A 15,535-nucleotide genomic window follows, 5' to 3' on the forward strand; every position below is an offset into this window, starting at 1 on the left:
GCTGGCCGGATCGATGACGTAGCACTTGATGCCGTGCGCCTGAAGCGCGCGACAGATCCAGAACCCGTCCTGGCCGGACTCGTAGCTTACGACGACGCGCACCCCGGCTGGTAGGGACCACTTCTTTTTGTGCTGTTCGATCAGGTCCAGCACCGCCTGCAGACGCGCTGAGGCTTGCGGCTGCGCGACCGTATGCACCGCAGGCTGCTCGCGGTGACCGTCGTGTAACGCGACCTTCCACTTCGCGGCCGCCAGTTCGAGCGATACCGCCAACACCCGATCCTCGATATCTGTACGCATGATGTCTCCCCTGTGAGCCAAGCACGACACGCTGATTTTAAGCATCGGTTTGTCCTGTCTCATAGGATCTTGGTTGCCCGGCCTTTGCGGCCGGATTCTTTTGTTGTGCCGCGGACGCGGCGGGTCACGAATCGTGCGTGACCAGGGTGCCCAGCTCCGCCAGCAAGTCATGGGCACGCGGCCACGGGCCGTAGCCCGCGGCAGGGTTGAGGTGGCCGACGTTGCCCAGGTCCACCAGCCGGCTGCCCCATGCGGCGGCCATCTCCGCGACACGCGCATGGCTGGCCAGTGGGTCGTTTCCGCTGGCAGCAACCAGGCTGGGGAACGGCAAGGGCGCGAGCGGCGTCGGCAGCCAGCCCCCCTGCACCAGCGTGTCCTGCGCCGGATAGCCGGGCGGCAGCGGCTGCGAAAAATCCGGCGGCGTCACCAGCAGCGCGCCCAGGATTCGGCGCTGGTGCCGCGCCGCCCAGTGCACGGTGATCATCACGCCGGCGCTGTGCGCGACCAGCACGACCGGCTTGTCGATGTCCGCCAGCGCGGCATCGAGCGCGGCGACGCGGGCCGCGCAACTGAGCTTGTCGTGCTCCAGCGGCGGCACGCAGCGGACGTCGCGCCCCTGCGCCTGCAGTTCGGCTTGCAGCAGCGTTTGCCAGTGCTCGGCGACGTGGTCGCGCAGGCCCGGCACCATCAGGACAGTGTGGGTGGGTGTAGCAGTCATGGTCGGATTGGAAGGAGTCAGGCAGGAACAACGTCAGGCACAGCGTGGCCATCCAGGCGGCGCAGGTCCGCCGCATAGCGCCGGCGGCCGAGGCAGAACAGCAGGGCCGCGGCCGCACCGGCAAGCGGAATCCATTGCAGCGCGCCGGTCAGGCCGATGTGGTCGGCCAGCACGCCGGTGAGGAACGGACCCGGTGCCAGCCCCAGCAGGTTGTTGATCAGGGTCAGCGTGGCAAACGCGGTCGCATGGATGGCAGGCCGCGTCAGGTTGGCCACCATCGCGCTGGCTGGGCCGGCGGTGCCGCCCACCACCAGCATGCCCGCGCCGATCAGCACCAGCTGCGCATGGCCCGCGGGCAGCCGGAACGCCGTCATCAGCAAGACGCAGCAGATCACGCTGTAGGCGATGGCCATCTGCCATTTGCGCGCGGGCACGCGCCGCGCCACGCGGTCGGTCAGCGCTCCGCAGGCCACCATGCCCACGCCGGCCATCAGCACCAGCATTGCCGCAGCCACGCCGGCGCGTCCGGTCGCCATGCCGTAGTCGCGCGACAGGAAGCTGGGCAGCCAGCCCAGCAGCGCCGCCATCACCAGCAGCTGCAGCGCACTGCCGGCGCAGGCGCAGAGCATGGAAGGCACCGTCAGCAGCTCGCGCACGATCCGGCGCGGCTCCAGTTGCCGGGCCGGGACCGCCGCGTCGCCGTTGGCCGCGCTCACGCGTTGCTGGAGCCCGCGCAGCCGATGCTCGCTGATGGTCAGGTAGTAGAGCGCCACCATCACCAGGCCGAAGCCGGCGATCCCGGCAAAGGCAATGCGCCAGCCAAAGTGGGCCGACAGGACACCGCCCAGCCCCATGCCAAGCACCGAGCCGAAGGCACCGCCGGCAATGAAGGCCGCGCTGAGGCTGGCGCGCAGATGGCGCGGGAACACCGACACCACTACCGCGATACCCACGCTGCCATACGCCGCCTCGCCGATGCCAACGCAAAGCCGCGCCAGGAACATCTGGCCGAAGCTGTCCGCCACCGCGCAGCCCAGCGTGGCCAGGCTCCACAGCGCCGCCATCAGGATCAGGCTGCGCACGCGTCCCCAGCGGTCGGCCAGCAGCGACAGCGGAATCGCGAGCACGCCCACCATCAGCGCCACCACGCCGCCGAGCGCGCCCAGCTCCGTATCACCGAGCTGCCATTCGGCCTTCAGCAGCGGAAACACCGCGTTGAGCACCTGGCGCGACATATAGTCCGACAGCAGCAGCGCGAACGTCAGCGCAAAGACGAGCCACGCATAGCGCGGTCCGGCAGCAGCCGGCAGGGCCGGCGTGGCCGACTCTGCGGCAAGGGCAAGGCGGGGTCTGGACATGGGCGTCTCCGGAAGCAGACCGGCGGTCTTCGCGCCGCCGTGCGTTCACAGCCCGCCGCCGAAGGGTGACGAGCGCAGGCAGTATCTGGCGATCGGGACCGTGCGGTTTGATATTCCGGGACGTACGTTTGACATTCCGGGACAGCTGGGGAAAACGCCGAGACAAAAAAAACCGGCACCCGAAGGTGCCGGTTTCTCGCTGGCCCGCCGTCAGGCGAGGCGCGGCGAAGCTCAGTCTTCCAGCTTCGGCAGCGAGGCGCTGACCTTGGTCGACAGCAAGCCGCTCTTGGCATAAGTCTGCAGCTTCTCGCGCGTGTCGACGATATCCAGCGTGCGCATGGTCAGCTGGCCGATCCGGTCCAGCGGCGTGAACATCGACTCGCCCTTCTCCATGGTCAGCCGTTCCGGCTTGTAGGTCAGGTTGGGCGAGGTGGTGTTCAGGATCGAGTAGTCGTTGCCGCGGCGCAGTTCAATGGTGACTTCGCCGGTGATGGCGCCCGCCACCCAGCGCTGGGCGGTTTCGCGCAGCATGATGGCTTGCGGGTCGAACCAGCGGCCCTGGTACAGCAGGCGGCCCAGGCGACGGCCGTTGTCGCGGTACTGCTCGATGGTGTCTTCGTTGTGGATGCCGGTGATCAGGCGCTCGTAGGCGATGAACAGCAGCGCCAGGCCCGGGGCTTCGTAGATGCCGCGGCTCTTGGCTTCGATGATGCGGTTCTCGATCTGGTCGCTCATGCCCAGGCCATGGCGCCCGCCGATGCGGTTGGCCTCCATGAACAGGTCGACGCTGTTGGCGAAGGTCTGGCCGTTCAGCGCGACCGGCTGGCCTTCCTCGAAGCGCACGGTGACTTCTTCGCGCTTCACTTCCACGTCATCGCGCCAGAACTGCACGCCCATGATCGGCTGGACGATGCGGATGCCCGAATCCAGGTGCTCCAGGTCCTTGGCCTCGTGGGTGGCGCCCAGCATGTTGGAGTCGGTCGAGTATGCCTTTTCGGCCGACATCTTGTAGTCGAAGCCGTTCTGGCGCATGAACTCCGACATCTCGGCGCGGCCGCCCAGTTCGTCAATGAACTGCTGGTCCAGCCACGGCTTGTAGATCTGCAGGCCGGGGTTGGTCAGGAGACCGTAGCGGTAGAAACGCTCAATGTCATTGCCCTTGAACGTGCTGCCATCGCCCCAGATGTTGACGCCATCTTCCTTCATTGCGGCAACCAGCATAGTGCCGGTGACAGCACGGCCGATCGGGGTGGTGTTGAAGTAGGTGATGCCGGCAGTCGAGATGTGGAACGCGCCGCACTGCATGGCGGCGATGCCTTCAGCCACCAGTTGCGTGCGGCAGTCGACCAGGCGGGCTTCCTCGGCACCGTAGGCCTTGGCGCGGCGGGGGATGTCGTCGTAGTCGGGCTCGTCGGGCTGGCCCAGGTTGGCGGTGTAGGCGTAGGGGACGGCGCCCTTCTGGCGCATCCAGAGGAGCGCCGCGCTGGTGTCAAGGCCGCCGGAGAAGGCGATTCCGACGCGCTGGCCGGAAGGAATGTGCTGAAGGATGGTAGTCATCGCCAGAAAATCTAAGTGAATTTGTCGGCTCTTGGGCGGGCTTCCAATACGCGCGCCGGGGCGGCGGGAAGCACGGCGACGCGGCCGGCCGAGTCACGTGCCGAGTCAGTGCCAAACGCGAATTGTGACACGGCAGCGCCCACGCGCCAAACGCCGGGACTGGCGGGGGCGTCGGCGCCACCTGCATCCGGGCCCGCCGGACCATTCAAATCCCGCGAACGCGCCTTTCAAAACTCTCGACTGGTTCGCGCCTGGGCCCCTCCCTATACTCCGCCGCACTGTTGTCTGAAAGCGGAGTCGTCATGCTGCATCGCGCCCTGGAAGGAGTCCGGGTCCTGGACTTGTCGCGCATCCTGGCCGGTCCCTGGTGTACCCAGAACCTGGCCGACCTGGGCGCCGAGGTGACCAAGGTCGAGCACCCGGAGCGCGGCGACGATACCCGCGGCTGGGGCCCGCCCTACCTGGAAGCGCCCGAGGGCAGCGGAGACACGCAGCGCCTGTCTGGCTACTTCATCTGCTGCAACCGCGGCAAGCGCTCGGTCGCGATCGACTATGGCACGCCCGAGGGCGCCGCGCAGGTACGTGAGCTGGCGCGCGAGGCCGACGTGCTGGTCGAGAACTACAAGGTCGGCACGCTGCGCCGCTACGGGCTGGACTACGACACGCTCAAGGCGATCAATCCGCGCCTGGTCTACCTGTCGATCACCGGCTTCGGCCAGAGCGGGCCGATGGCGGACAAACCCGGCTATGACTATGTGTTCCAGGGCATGGGCGGGCTGATGAGCTACACCGGCCAGCCCGACGGCACGCCCGGCGCCGGGCCGCTGCGCACCGGCGTCGCCGTGGTCGACCTGAGCACCGGCATGTATGCCACCTCCGCCGTCCTGGCCGCGCTGTACCAGCGCCAGGCGACCGGGCTGGGTGCGCACCTGGATATCGCGCTGCTCGATGTCGCGGTGGCGATTAACGCCAACCAGGCTGCCAACTACCTGGTGTCGGGCCAGAACCCGCAGCGCAGCGGCAATGCCCATCCCAACTGCGCGCCCTATGAAGTGTTCCGCTGCGCCGACGGCCACCTGATCCTGGCGATCGGCAATGACAGCCAGTTCGCGCGCTTCTGCGCCGTGGCCGGCATGCCGGATCTTGCGCAGGACCCGCGCTACGCCACCAACTCCGCGCGCATTGAGCACCTGCCCGCGCTGCGCGCCGTGCTGACCGATCTATTCCCCACACGCACGCGCGCTGCGTGGACCGATGCCTTCGATGCGGCCGGCGTGCCCTGGGGGCCGATCCACACTATGGATGAAGTCTTCGCCCACCCACAGGTGCAACACCGCGGGCTGATGCAGGTGGCCGAACACCCCGTCATGGGCAAAGTGCCCATGGTGCGCAACCCGATGCTGGCCGGGCACGACCTGCCGCTGCCACCGCCGCCGCTGCTGGGCGAACACAGCCCGGCAGGCTGAACGGCGCGCAGCGACCCACAAGACCGAAAACACTGACACGGAGACACCGATGAAACCAACCTTCACCGCCATCGCGCTGCTGGCTGCATGCGCAAGCGGCGCCGCGCATGCAAGCGCGTATCCCGACCGGCCGATCAAGATGATCGTCCCCTATGCCGCCGGCGGCACCACCGACATCATCGCGCGCATCGTCGGCACGCGCCTGGGCCCGGTGCTGGGGCAACCGGTGGTGGTCGAGAACCGCCCGGGCGCCGGCGGCGCGGTCGGCAGCGCCTACGCGGCCAAGCAGCCGGCCGACGGCTACACGCTGGTGATGGAGGTGGAGAGCTCGCACGCGGTCAACCCCAATGTCTACCTGAAGACCGCCTATGACCCGGTCAAGGACTTCGCTCCGGTCAGCAACCTGGCCGACGTGCCCAACGTGCTGGTGGTCAACCCGGCGTTCCCGGCCACGGACCTGCAGTCGTTCATCAAGCTGCTGAAGGCCAACCCCGGCAAGTACTCGTTCGGCTCGTCCGGCAACGGCGGACTGAGCCATATGAACGGCGAGCTGTTCATGAACGCCACCGGCACGCGCATGCTGCACGTGCCGTACAAGGGCCTGGGCCCAGCGCTCAACGATGCGGTGGCGGGCCAGATCCAGGTGGTGTTCGACAATATCCCATCGTCGTCGGGCCTGATCCAGGGTGGGCGCCTGAAGCCGCTGGCGGTCGCCGCGAAGCAGCGCCTGAAGGTGCTGCCCAATGTGCCGACCTATGCCGAGGCCGGGCTGCCGGCGATGAACAACCCGTCGTGGTTCGGCCTGGGCGCACCGGCGGGCACGCCCGCTGCCATCCTCGACAAGCTCAACGACGCGGTGCGCCAGGTATTGGCCGAGCCGGAGGTGATCGCCGCCATCGAGAAACAAGGCGCGGTCCCGGCACCGACATCGCGCAAGGCCTTCGGCGACCTGATCCGGGCAGAATGCGCACTGGAAGCAAGTCGTCGAGGACATCCACTTCACCAAGCTCCAGTAAGCCACAAGGAACGACATGAGCGCACTTCAGCAAGAACCGCACGCCGGCGTCGAGATCGACGCGCGCGGCATCGCCACCGTCACCATCCGCGAGGCGGGCTCGCTCAATATCCTGAGCACGCCGGTGATCGCATCGCTCACGCGCGCCATCGAAGCGCTGGCCGGCAATGACGCGGTACGCGTGCTGGTGCTGCGCGGCGCCGGCGAGAAAGGCTTTGTCGGCGGTGCCGACATCAAGGAAATGGCCGCGCTGGACCGCGCCAGCGCCGAGGCCTTCATCAGCGGCCTGCGCCGCCTGTGCGACGCCGTGCGCCACCTGCCGGTGCCCGTGATCGCGCGCATGCCGGGCTGGTGCCTGGGCGGTGGGCTGGAACTGGCGCTGGCGTGCGATATCCGCATCGCCGCCGACAACGCGCAGCTGGGCATGCCGGAAGTGAAGGTCGGCATCCCGTCGGTGATCCACGCCGCGCTGATGCCGCGCCTGATCGGCAATGCGCGCACGGCATGGATGCTGCTGACGGGCGAGATCTCCGATGCCGCCGAGGCGCTGCAGTGGGGGCTGGTGAGCCGCGTGGTGCCACTGGCGGAGCTGGACCTGGAAATCGAACGCGTGGCCGCGCTGCTGGCCGGCTTCGGCCCGGTCGCGGTGCGTCAGCAGAAGCGCCTGCTGCGCGAGTGGGAAGATGCGCCGCTGGAAGTGTCGATCAACAACAGCGTGACCGAGTTCGGCAGCGCCTTCGACACCGGCGAGCCGCAGCAGCACATGGCCACCTTCCTGAACCGCAAGCGCTGAAGCGCGGGGAAGTGCTTACGGCGCCGTGGCCGCGACGGCGCCGCCTTCGCGCGTGGCCACCACGCGCGGATCGTTCAGCAGGAACTGCGCAAAGGCCTCGGCAAACGCCGGCAGCTTGCCGTCGGCGCGCACGATCAGGTTCAGTTCGCGCAGGGCCCACGGCTCTGCCAGCCGCACCCCCACCACGCGCGCCTCACGCAAGGCCTGCGCCGCCACGCTGCGCGGCACCAGCGCCACCCCCACGCCGGCCTCGGCCAGCGACAGCACCGCATCGAAGCTGTGCGCATGCAGCCGCACGTTGGGCCCCTTGCCCGCGCGCTGCGCCATGTCGCGCAGGAACAGGAAGTTGCTGCTGGTGCGGCTCATGCAGACAAAGTCGAAGGCCAGCGCCGCGCCGAAACGCACTTCAGGCTCGCGCGCCAGCGGGTGATCCGCGGCCACCGCAAGGATCAGCTCGTCGCGCGCATAGCGCACCGAGCGCACGCCGGTGGCTTCGCCGCCCGTCTGGAAATCTCCCGCCAGGATGCCGACATCGGCTTCGTGCGCCGCCACCGCCGCCAGGATCGACTGGCTGGCGCGCTCCTCCAGGTCGATGTTCACATCCGGGTTGGCCAGCAGGAAGCGGCTCACGCTCGGGATGATGAAACCGTTGAGCGAACTGCTGTTGGCCAGCAGCCGGATATTGCCCTTCAGCCCGGCAGAAAAGCGTCCCACCTCGCCATGCATGCGCTCCACGCCAAGCAGCAGTTCGCGCACATGGACCAGCAGGGTTTCACCGGCGGGCGTCAGTTCCATGCCGCGCGCGGTGCGCACGAACAGCGGCGTGCCCATCGCGTGCTCCAGGTTCTTCAGCCGGTAGCTCGCCGCCGACGCGGTGATATGCGTGGCCGAAGCGCCACCTGACAGGCTTTGCGCATCGGCAATGGCCTGGAACAGGCGCAGGTCGGTCAGTTCGTAACGCAAAGCAACTCCGCTTAGGTCGGGACGGTCGAAGGGATTGGCGCTGGTGGTGTCGCGGCCATTCTAGTGCAGCACTGTGGGCTCCCGCCCGCCACCCGGTCCGCACACACTCCACTCACTTGATGTGGACGTCGTCCATTTTCTTTGCTAAGGTATTGTGGACGGCGTACACAAGAGCGTGCGCCAGTTGCCAGCGCGCCGCCTGATTCGCGCGCCATGCCGATATCCACGGCCGCCCGAGCGGCGGCCTACCTACAGGAGTTGTCATGCAAGTCCAACCCTATCTGTTTTTCGAAGGCCGTTGCGATGAAGCCGTTGAGTTCTACAAGAAGATTCTCGGCGCCAAGGTCAACATGCGGATGACGTTCAAGGAAAACCCGGAGGCCGACAAGGCCAGCCCGGGGTGCCAGCCCGGCGCCGGCACCGAAGACAAGGTCATGCACATGGAGTTCCAGATCGGCGACAGCGTGATCATGGCCTCCGACGGCCGCTGCTCGAACCAGCCCAACTTCCAGGGATTCGGCCTGTCGATCAACTACCCGGACAAGGCCGCGGTCGAAAAAGCCTTCAACGGCCTGAAGGAAGGCGGCCAGGTGGTGATGCCGCTGGACAAGACCTTCTTCGCCGAGCAGTTCGGCATGGTCACCGACCGCTTCGGCATCATGTGGATGCTGCTGACGGCACCGAAGTAAGCAAGATGTAACGCCGTTTCCCGGCCGGCGGAGCGCCATGTGGGCCGATAGGCTTACAATGCGCCGCCTGCCGGAGAAACCACGCCATGGACGATCGCATCAACGAACTCGAAATCAAGCTCGCCTTCCAGGAAGACCTGCTTGATACCCTGAACAGCACCGTGGCGCGCCAGCAGCAGCAGATCGACCTGCTGCAGGAACAGTTCCGCGCGCTGTACCAGCAGGTGCGCAGCGCCGCCACCACCGCGGCCGAAGCCGATCCCCAGCAGGAAATCCCGCCGCACTACTGATGGACGCGGGCCGATCGCCGATGTGACGGAACGCCACCCCGCCCGCGCGGTCTGACAGGCTGACCCATCCATCGCTGCCCTCGACAGGCGCGCCCCATCCGCCACATGCGTGTGAAACCTTCCCTGCTGATTGCCGCCGCCTGCGTCGCTGGTGCCTCCTCGGCGCTGGCCGGCTACAACATCTGGACCGGCGAGTACTCCCTCTCCCGGCAGGAACTGCAGACCGCCCTGGACCAGCGCTTCCCCGCCACGCTGCGCTACGCCGAAGTCGTCAGCGTGCAGCTCAGCCATCCCCGGCTGGTGCTGGACGAAGCCAACAACCGCGTCACCACCCACGTCGACGCACGCCTGACCAACGCCTTGCTGCCCTCCCCGCCGGTAGACGGCAAGCTCGCGCTGAACAGCGGCGTGCGCTATGACCCGGCCAAGCGCGCGGTGCTGCTAGACAACCCGACCGTGCAGCAGGTGGAAGTTGCCGGCATGGGGCAATACCGCGAACAACTCAATGCGATCGGCGCCGTGGTTGCGCAGCAGCTGCTGAAGGACTATCCGGTCTACACCTTCAAGCCCGAGGAGCTGCGCGTCGGCGGCAAGGATGTGGAGCCGGGGGCGATTACCGTGGGCAAGGATGAAGTGCGGGTGGAGGTGAAGCAGCGGTAGGCATAGCCTGCGGGCCAGGCTCGCTCCTTCTTCCTCTACCTCATCCCCGCCCACCTCTGAACACCACCCCCAACCCCGCCAGCACCGCCCCCATTCCCGCCATCGCCAGCGGCGCCATGCGGTTGCCCAGCAGCAGGTAGTCGAGCACCGCCGTACCCGCCGGCACCAGGTAGAACAGGCTGGTAACGTTGACCAGGTTGCCCGCGCGGATCAGGCGGTAGAACAGCAGCGTCGCACCGATCGAAATGACCAGTGCCAGCCACAGCAACGGCGCAGCGAACGCCAGCGAAGCATCGAAGGCGAAGGGCTGGAACGGCAGGCACAGCAGGCAGGCCGCGAGGCTCGCGCCGTACTGCAGCGGCAGCACTTCAGCCGGTGCACGCGTGATGCGCTTCTGCAGGATGGCGCCGACGGTCATGCTGGCGAGCGAGGCCAGCGCGCACAGCATGCCCGCCAGCGACAGTCTGGCCAGCAGCAGGCTGTCCGCCACCACCATGGCCAGCCCGGCGAGCGCGAAGGCCAGGCCCGCCATGCGTGCGGCGCTGAAGCGCCGCTCGGTCAGCAGCAGGGTCAGCATCGGCTGGGCGCCAAGCACGGTGGCGAGCACGCCGGGTGTCATGCCGTGGTCGAGCGCAAGGAAGTAAAAGACGGAGTAGCCGCCGATCAGCAGCAGGCCGGTCACGGCGGTGTACAGCCGCTCGCCGCGCGGCGGCAGCTGGCGGTGCCTGGCCAGGCCGATCGCGCCCAGCACGGCGCAGACCAGCGCGAAACGCAGCGTCAGCAAGGCGAAGGGCGCGGCGTGGTCGAGGGCCAGCCGGGCGGCGATGGCGCCGCTGCTCCACAGCAGCACGAAGAGGGGCGTGGCCCAGGCGAAGGAGTTGGTGGTGCGTGTGCCGGTGGCGGCGTCGAATTGCGCCACGCAGTCTTTGTCGGTTGTCATGGATGTCACCTGTCGTCAGCTTGGCAGGCTCCGGCGACGCGCATCGGCATGCGGCCATGGGACGGCGGCAGACGCGTACAGGCGTGCGGCTGCCGTGCGCGCAGGCACACGGATACGGGACTACCGGAGACGAATGAGGCTGGGGGGCGTACCCGTCAGCCGCGCGGCGGCGGCGGCGGGTGCGCACCGCCGATGAACGGCGGCGGCGCGACAGATGTGAACGCAGGCTGGCGACGCACGCATGGCAACGCGCGGCCCGGGGGCGCGGCGTTGATGGGGCGTTGGCGGTCTGCGGTCATGGTGGGAATCGAAGACTTTGAAGAAGCAATCTGGCGATGCTATGCCTGTGCGGCCATCGCGTCAACGAGGTTTTGTCGTGCCCTGCTCCAGCCGGGACACCAGCGCCTGCAGTGTCGGCGCGCATCCGGCTTCCACCTTCAGCGCGAACATCGCGTCCGCGCGCGTGGTGCCCAGGTTGAGCGCGGCCACGGGCTTGCCCATCTGTCCGGCCCAGACGCAGAAGCGGTAGCCGGAATAGACCATCAGCGACGAACCGACCACCAGCATGGCATCCGCTGCTTCCAGTGCCGCACGCGCGGCATCGACCCGCGGACGCGGCACAGATTCACCGAAGAACACCACGTCCGGCTTGAGGATGCCGCCGCAGCGCCCGCACTCGGGCACGCGGAACTGCGCGAACAGCGGCGATTCGAAATGCACGTCGCCATCGGCGGCGGGCTCGGCGATCACGTCGCGCAGCGCGGCGTTCTGTGCCAGCAGCCAGTCCTGCAGGCCGGCGCGGTCATGGCGCGTGCCACAGTCCAGGCAGATGGCGCTGGCCAGGCTGCCATGCAGTTCGATCACACCCTCGCTGCCGGCGCGCTGGTGCAGGCCGTCGACATTCTGCGTGACCAGCGCCGTGAGCCGGCCGTGCGCGCCAAGGCGCGACAGCGCATGGTGCGCGGCATTGGGTCGCGCCTGCCACGCCACCGGCCAGCCAAGCATGCTGCGCGCCCAGTAGCGCTGGCGCCCCGCGTGCGAGCCCAGGAAGGCCTGCAGCGTGATGGGCTGCGAGCGCTGCCACTGGCCGCGCGCGTCACGGTAGCCGGGAATGCCGGAATCGGTACTGATGCCCGCGCCGGTCAGCACGAACAGGCGCGGGTGGCGCTGCACGAAATCGAACAGCGCGGACGTCGGGTGCGGGGGTTGCAGCGGCTCGCTCAACTTGCCGGATCCTCGGCATGGCGCGCCGCCTGGCGCGCCTCCCAGGCGCGCAGCTCCTCGCGGTAGCGGTCCATCTCCTGGTAGTAGTAGTCGAAGATGCAGGGATCGCAGCCGGAGCCGCAGCACTCGTCGTCGCCGGGCCGCTCTGGCGGCACCGGGCGGGGGTCGTCGGGGGGCATGGCGGGGGACGCTTGGGACACTGACAGTTCGCGAACAGGCGCAATGGCGGATCAACCGCCAGTATATTCCCGCCAGCCCCGGCCTGCCGCCGGACCCCTCAGTGGCTGAGCAGCCCCTCGCCGACCGGGATCACCAGCGCCGTGCCCGCCAGGCAGGCGATGTCGTCCTCGGCAAGCCGGCGCGACACCACGCTGGCCAGCCTGGCGCCGATGCGGGCAAGTTCGGCGGCGTCGGCCAGGTAGACGGCGTCGATCACGCTCTGGTCGAACTGCAGGGCCGCGCTCAGGCGACAGCGCCCGGGCGAGCCGGCCGGCTCGGCCTGCCAGCTGACCTGCACCTGGTTGCCGTCGCTGCGATGGTATTCGGCCGACATCGGAAACAGCCGGCAGGTATGCTCGCGGGTCCACTCGACCAGGGCAGTCATGGCGATTCCCCCTTTGGCGGGACAGCGCGTCCGCCGGTGCGCCGCGTCAGCGGCTCAGTACATGGTAGAGCCAGTCGTGCGCGCGTGCCGGCACGCCCAGCGCGCTGGCATCGATGCGCTGCCCCTGCACCCGCAGGGTGCCTTCGTGCAGGGCATCCACCGCTGCCTGGGCATCCGGGAACCTCCCCATCACGCCATTGCCCAGCATCAGCATCCAGTCCTTCTCGCGGGGAATGAGCGTGAGCTGTCCCGCGGCGGTCTGGCAAAAGAAATAACCGTACATGCAACCCCCAAGCACCTCGCCTGTATCCATCCTAGTGCAGGGCACCGCGGGGTCGCGTGCCGATCTGCACGCTTCCGAACGGCGTGATGAATTGTTTTTGCACGGCCGCGAGCGGGCGGCCTGCATGCGGCATTTTGCCCGAAGATAGCCGGATGTCCCGCCCGGCGGCCGCCGGGCGGGGCCACTGCCGCGCGCTGCGGCCGTCAGCGAACCGATTGCGAACCCCACGGTGCCATGAAGGCAGCCCCATTCCATTGCTTGCGCGAACTGCTCGTACCGGCGGCCCTGGCGCTGGCTGCGGGCGCGGTCCTGGCCGCTGAGCCGGCCTCCATGCCGGCGGCGCCGGCGATTGAGCCGCCCGCGAACCAGGCCGCGGCAGCCACGCCGCAGCGGGCCGCGGGCGCGCGCCCCCGCATCTGCCTGGTGCTCTCGGGCGGCGGCGCGCGCGGCGCGGCGCATATCGGCGTGCTCAAGGTGCTGGAGGCGATGCGCGTCCCGGTCGACTGCATCGCAGGCACCAGCATGGGTTCACTGGTGGGGGGTGCCTATGCCACCGGCATGGTGCCCGCCGAAATGGAGCGGCTGGTCGGCGGCCTGAGCACCGACAAGATCTTCAAGGAACGCCCGCCGCGCCAGGACCTGACCATCCGGCGCAAGCAGGACGATTTCACCAACCTGTTCACGCCGGAGATCGGGGTGCAGGCCAGCGGCCTCTTGCTGCCTAAGGGCGCGGTCTCGGGCGTGCAGCTGGAGACCGTGCTGCGCCAGCTGGCAAACGCGCCCGGCTACCGGGACTTCGACCATCTGCCGATTCCCTACCGCGCCGTGGCCACGGACCTGGTGGCGGGCACGCCAGTAGTGTTCAGCCAGGGCGAGCTGGCCAACGTGATGCGCGCCAGCATGTCGGTGCCGGGCGCGGTGGCGCCGGCCGAGTATGAGGGCCGGCTGCTGGTCGACGGCGGCCTGACCGACAACCTGCCGGTGGACGTGGCGCGCAAGATGGGCGCCGATGTCGTGATCGCGGTGAACCTAGGCACGCCGCTGATGAAGCGCGAGGAGCTGACCTCGATCATCGGCGTGACCGGCCAGATGCTCAATATCCTGACCGAGCAGAACGTGCGTGCGTCGCTGGCCTCGCTGCGGCCCACCGACGTGCTGATCGAGCCGGCGCTGGGCGATTTCTCCGCGACCGACTTCGACCACCTTCCGGCAACCATCCCCATCGGCGAGGCCGCCGCGCGCAAGGTCGCCGACCGCCTTGCGCCGCTGGCACTGCCGCCGGCGCAATATGCGCAACTGCGCGCCAGGCAACAGGCGGTACAGCCGCCCGACACCCGCCCGGTCGACGAGATCCGGCTGGCGCCGCTGCAGCGCGTCAACCCGGACTACGCCACCGCGGTGATGGAAACCAAGCCCGGGCAGCCGGTCGACCAGGCCACGCTGGACCAGGACATGCGCCGCCTGTTCGGCACCGGCGACTTCGAGCACGTCAACTACGGCATCCTGGAAGAGCCCGGCAAGCGCGTGCTGGCGGTCAATGCGGTGGAGAAATCCTACGGTCCCGACTACCTGCGCTTCGGGCTCGGGCTGAGCTCGGATTTCCGCGGCGATGCCTATTTCAACCTGGTGGGCAGCTACCGGCGCACCTGGCTCAATGCGCTTGGCGCCGAATGGCGCACCGATGCGCAGGTGGGCCAGACCTCGTCGCTGATCAGTGAGTTCTACCAACCGCTGGATACGCGCCAGTACTTCTTTATCGCGCCACGCATCGAGCTGGAGCGGCGCCCGGTCAATGTCTTCCAGGGCAGCACGCGCATCGCCACCTACGACCTGCGCCGCTTTGACATCGCGCTGGACGCGGGCAGCCAGTTCACCAAGTACGGCGAGCTGCGCGTGGGCGTGCAGACCGGCTCGGAACACGCCACCCTGAGCACCGGCCCCGAGTCGCTGTCGCCAGGCCCGGGCAATATCCGGCGCGGCGCCATCACCGGGCGGCTCTTGTTCGACCAGCTCGACAGCGTCGACTTCCCGCGCTTCGGCTATGCGGCCCGGCTGCACATCTACGCCTCGCAGCCGGGGCTGGGTGCCGACCAGGCTTATGTCAAAGCGCAGGCGGAGGGCATCTATGCCCACTCGTTCGGTGACAACACGGTCTCGCTGGCCTTCAAGGTCGGCAGCAATCTTGGCGGCAAGCCGCTGCCGCGCTATGACCTGTTCCAGTGGGGCGGCTTCCTGCAGCAATCCGGTTATGCCACGGGACAGCTGCTGGGCGGCAACCTGCAGTTTGCGCGGCTGGTGTACTACAACAAGCTTGCGCGCCAGACCCTGCTGCAAGGCGTGTACGCAGGCTTTTCGCTGGAGGCGGGCCGCATGGGCGACCCGCTGGTGCCGGGAAGCCCGACCGGGCTGCTCAAATCCGGCTCGGTCTTCCTGGCGCTGGATAGTCCGCTGGGCCCGCTTTACCTGGCCTATGGACGCGCCGCCGCAGGCACATACAGCTTTTACCTGTTCCTGGGCAAACCCTTCTGAGCCGGCCAGCATAAGCGCTCACCAAATGTGAACCCGCCGTACCCTACCAAAGTTGTATGTAATGTCTTAATTCAAATATCTATACTTTTTACGTCACCAAGACCCCCTCTTGAATGACGACCTTCCCCGGTCGCCGCTCCCCAGCG

15 protein-coding genes and 2 pseudogenes are annotated in these 15,535 nt (G+C 68.0%); 7 read left to right on the forward strand and 10 right to left on the reverse strand.

The annotated features are described in order from the left end of the window. From AC1Q7H_RS12835 to argG, 4 genes and pseudogenes are all read right to left on the reverse strand, one after another. A pseudogene (locus tag AC1Q7H_RS12835) lies at nt 1–300 on the reverse strand (IS110 family RNA-guided transposase); the annotation flags it as partial. Nucleotides 301–424: 124 nt separating this feature from the next. Next, complete coding sequence (locus AC1Q7H_RS12840) at nt 425–1,018, reverse strand: RBBP9/YdeN family alpha/beta hydrolase (protein WP_211979500.1); 594 nt, start codon at nt 1,016–1,018, stop codon at nt 425–427. 17 nt (nt 1,019–1,035) lie between these two features. Then, nucleotides 1,036–2,376 carry an MFS transporter gene (locus AC1Q7H_RS12845; RefSeq protein WP_013954051.1) on the reverse strand — a complete coding sequence of 447 codons (1,341 nt, stop codon included), beginning with the start codon at nt 2,374–2,376 and terminating at the stop codon, nt 1,036–1,038. A gap of 231 nt (nt 2,377–2,607) precedes the next feature. Continuing rightward, nucleotides 2,608–3,933 carry an argininosuccinate synthase gene (gene argG / locus AC1Q7H_RS12850; RefSeq protein WP_013954052.1) on the reverse strand — a complete coding sequence of 442 codons (1,326 nt, stop codon included), beginning with the start codon at nt 3,931–3,933 and terminating at the stop codon, nt 2,608–2,610. Nucleotides 3,934–4,235: 302 nt separating this feature from the next. Here argG and AC1Q7H_RS12855 point away from each other — a divergent pair, with 302 nt between their 5' ends. From AC1Q7H_RS12855 to AC1Q7H_RS12865, 3 genes and pseudogenes are all read left to right on the forward strand, one after another. After that, a complete protein-coding gene (locus AC1Q7H_RS12855; RefSeq protein ID WP_013954053.1) occupies nt 4,236–5,399 on the forward strand; it encodes a CaiB/BaiF CoA transferase family protein in 1,164 nt (387 codons plus the stop codon). A 49-nt stretch (nt 5,400–5,448) separates the two neighbouring features. Then, a pseudogene (locus AC1Q7H_RS12860) lies at nt 5,449–6,415 on the forward strand (tripartite tricarboxylate transporter substrate binding protein). A gap of 15 nt (nt 6,416–6,430) precedes the next feature. After that, complete coding sequence (locus AC1Q7H_RS12865) at nt 6,431–7,207, forward strand: enoyl-CoA hydratase (RefSeq protein ID WP_013954055.1); 777 nt, start codon at nt 6,431–6,433, stop codon at nt 7,205–7,207. Nucleotides 7,208–7,222: 15 nt separating this feature from the next. Here the strand turns inward: AC1Q7H_RS12865 and AC1Q7H_RS12870 are convergent, their stop codons facing one another. Next, complete coding sequence (locus AC1Q7H_RS12870; protein ID WP_011617941.1) at nt 7,223–8,170, reverse strand: LysR family transcriptional regulator; 948 nt, start codon at nt 8,168–8,170, stop codon at nt 7,223–7,225. A gap of 263 nt (nt 8,171–8,433) precedes the next feature. Between AC1Q7H_RS12870 and AC1Q7H_RS12875 the strand changes: the two genes are divergently transcribed. The 3 genes from AC1Q7H_RS12875 (at nt 8,434) to AC1Q7H_RS12885 (ending at nt 9,809) form a co-directional block, all read left to right on the forward strand. Next, nucleotides 8,434–8,859: a VOC family protein gene (locus AC1Q7H_RS12875; RefSeq protein ID WP_013954057.1), complete on the forward strand. Its 426-nt coding sequence runs from the start codon at nt 8,434–8,436 to the stop codon at nt 8,857–8,859. An 86-nt stretch (nt 8,860–8,945) separates the two neighbouring features. Continuing rightward, nucleotides 8,946–9,149 (forward strand): SlyX family protein, encoded by a 204-nt coding sequence (locus AC1Q7H_RS12880; RefSeq protein WP_010811191.1) that lies wholly within the window; start codon nt 8,946–8,948, stop codon nt 9,147–9,149. A 105-nt stretch (nt 9,150–9,254) separates the two neighbouring features. Further along, nucleotides 9,255–9,809, forward strand: a complete 555-nt coding sequence (locus tag AC1Q7H_RS12885; RefSeq protein ID WP_013954058.1) for a DUF1439 domain-containing protein — start codon at nt 9,255–9,257, stop codon at nt 9,807–9,809. 40 nt (nt 9,810–9,849) lie between these two features. On the opposite strand, the gene AC1Q7H_RS12890 is transcribed toward AC1Q7H_RS12885, so the two are convergent. From AC1Q7H_RS12890 to AC1Q7H_RS12910, 5 genes are all read right to left on the reverse strand, one after another. After that, nucleotides 9,850–10,749, reverse strand: a complete 900-nt coding sequence (locus tag AC1Q7H_RS12890) for a DMT family transporter (protein ID WP_492379703.1) — start codon at nt 10,747–10,749, stop codon at nt 9,850–9,852. A 360-nt stretch (nt 10,750–11,109) separates the two neighbouring features. After that, nucleotides 11,110–11,973 carry an NAD-dependent protein deacetylase gene (locus tag AC1Q7H_RS12895; protein ID WP_153954289.1) on the reverse strand — a complete coding sequence of 288 codons (864 nt, stop codon included), beginning with the start codon at nt 11,971–11,973 and terminating at the stop codon, nt 11,110–11,112. After that, on the reverse strand, nt 11,970–12,152 hold the full coding sequence (locus tag AC1Q7H_RS12900) for an oxidoreductase-like domain-containing protein (RefSeq protein WP_153954290.1): 183 nt from the start codon (nt 12,150–12,152) through the stop codon (nt 11,970–11,972). Before AC1Q7H_RS12900 ends, AC1Q7H_RS12895 begins: the two co-directional genes overlap by 4 nt. Nucleotides 12,153–12,250: 98 nt before the next feature. Beyond that, the gene (locus AC1Q7H_RS12905) at nt 12,251–12,577 is read right to left on the reverse strand and encodes a hypothetical protein (RefSeq protein ID WP_013954063.1); all 327 of its coding nucleotides are present in this window, start codon (nt 12,575–12,577) and stop codon (nt 12,251–12,253) included. 46 nt (nt 12,578–12,623) lie between these two features. Next, nucleotides 12,624–12,860 carry a hypothetical protein gene (locus AC1Q7H_RS12910; RefSeq protein ID WP_013954064.1) on the reverse strand — a complete coding sequence of 79 codons (237 nt, stop codon included), beginning with the start codon at nt 12,858–12,860 and terminating at the stop codon, nt 12,624–12,626. Between the two features lie 234 nt (nt 12,861–13,094). Here AC1Q7H_RS12910 and AC1Q7H_RS12915 point away from each other — a divergent pair, with 234 nt between their 5' ends. Continuing rightward, the gene (locus AC1Q7H_RS12915; protein ID WP_492379705.1) at nt 13,095–15,389 is read left to right on the forward strand and encodes a patatin-like phospholipase family protein; all 2,295 of its coding nucleotides are present in this window, start codon (nt 13,095–13,097) and stop codon (nt 15,387–15,389) included. Nucleotides 15,390–15,535: the final 146 nt, after the last annotated feature.

This window comes from Cupriavidus sp. GW823-FHT06D04, assembly GCF_058795055.1.

Excerpts from the sequence above, each read along its gene's own strand:
- AC1Q7H_RS12840 (WP_211979500.1), bottom strand. The coding sequence starts at position 1,018 with ATGACTGCTACACCCACCCACACTGTCCTGATGGTGCCGGGCCTGCGC.
- AC1Q7H_RS12845 (WP_013954051.1), bottom strand. The coding sequence starts at position 2,376 with ATGTCCAGACCCCGCCTTGCCCTTGCCGCAGAGTCGGCCACGCCGGCC.
- argG (WP_013954052.1), bottom strand. The coding sequence starts at position 3,933 with ATGACTACCATCCTTCAGCACATTCCTTCCGGCCAGCGCGTCGGAATC.
- AC1Q7H_RS12855 (WP_013954053.1), top strand. The coding sequence starts at position 4,236 with ATGCTGCATCGCGCCCTGGAAGGAGTCCGGGTCCTGGACTTGTCGCGC.
- AC1Q7H_RS12865 (WP_013954055.1), top strand. The coding sequence starts at position 6,431 with ATGAGCGCACTTCAGCAAGAACCGCACGCCGGCGTCGAGATCGACGCG.
- AC1Q7H_RS12875 (WP_013954057.1), top strand. The coding sequence starts at position 8,434 with ATGCAAGTCCAACCCTATCTGTTTTTCGAAGGCCGTTGCGATGAAGCC.
- AC1Q7H_RS12880 (WP_010811191.1), top strand. The coding sequence starts at position 8,946 with ATGGACGATCGCATCAACGAACTCGAAATCAAGCTCGCCTTCCAGGAA.
- AC1Q7H_RS12885 (WP_013954058.1), top strand. The coding sequence starts at position 9,255 with ATGCGTGTGAAACCTTCCCTGCTGATTGCCGCCGCCTGCGTCGCTGGT.
- AC1Q7H_RS12890 (WP_492379703.1), bottom strand. The coding sequence starts at position 10,749 with ATGACAACCGACAAAGACTGCGTGGCGCAATTCGACGCCGCCACCGGC.
- AC1Q7H_RS12900 (WP_153954290.1), bottom strand. The coding sequence starts at position 12,152 with ATGCCCCCCGACGACCCCCGCCCGGTGCCGCCAGAGCGGCCCGGCGAC.
- AC1Q7H_RS12905 (WP_013954063.1), bottom strand. The coding sequence starts at position 12,577 with ATGACTGCCCTGGTCGAGTGGACCCGCGAGCATACCTGCCGGCTGTTT.
- AC1Q7H_RS12910 (WP_013954064.1), bottom strand. The coding sequence starts at position 12,860 with ATGTACGGTTATTTCTTTTGCCAGACCGCCGCGGGACAGCTCACGCTC.
- AC1Q7H_RS12915 (WP_492379705.1), top strand. The coding sequence starts at position 13,095 with ATGAAGGCAGCCCCATTCCATTGCTTGCGCGAACTGCTCGTACCGGCG.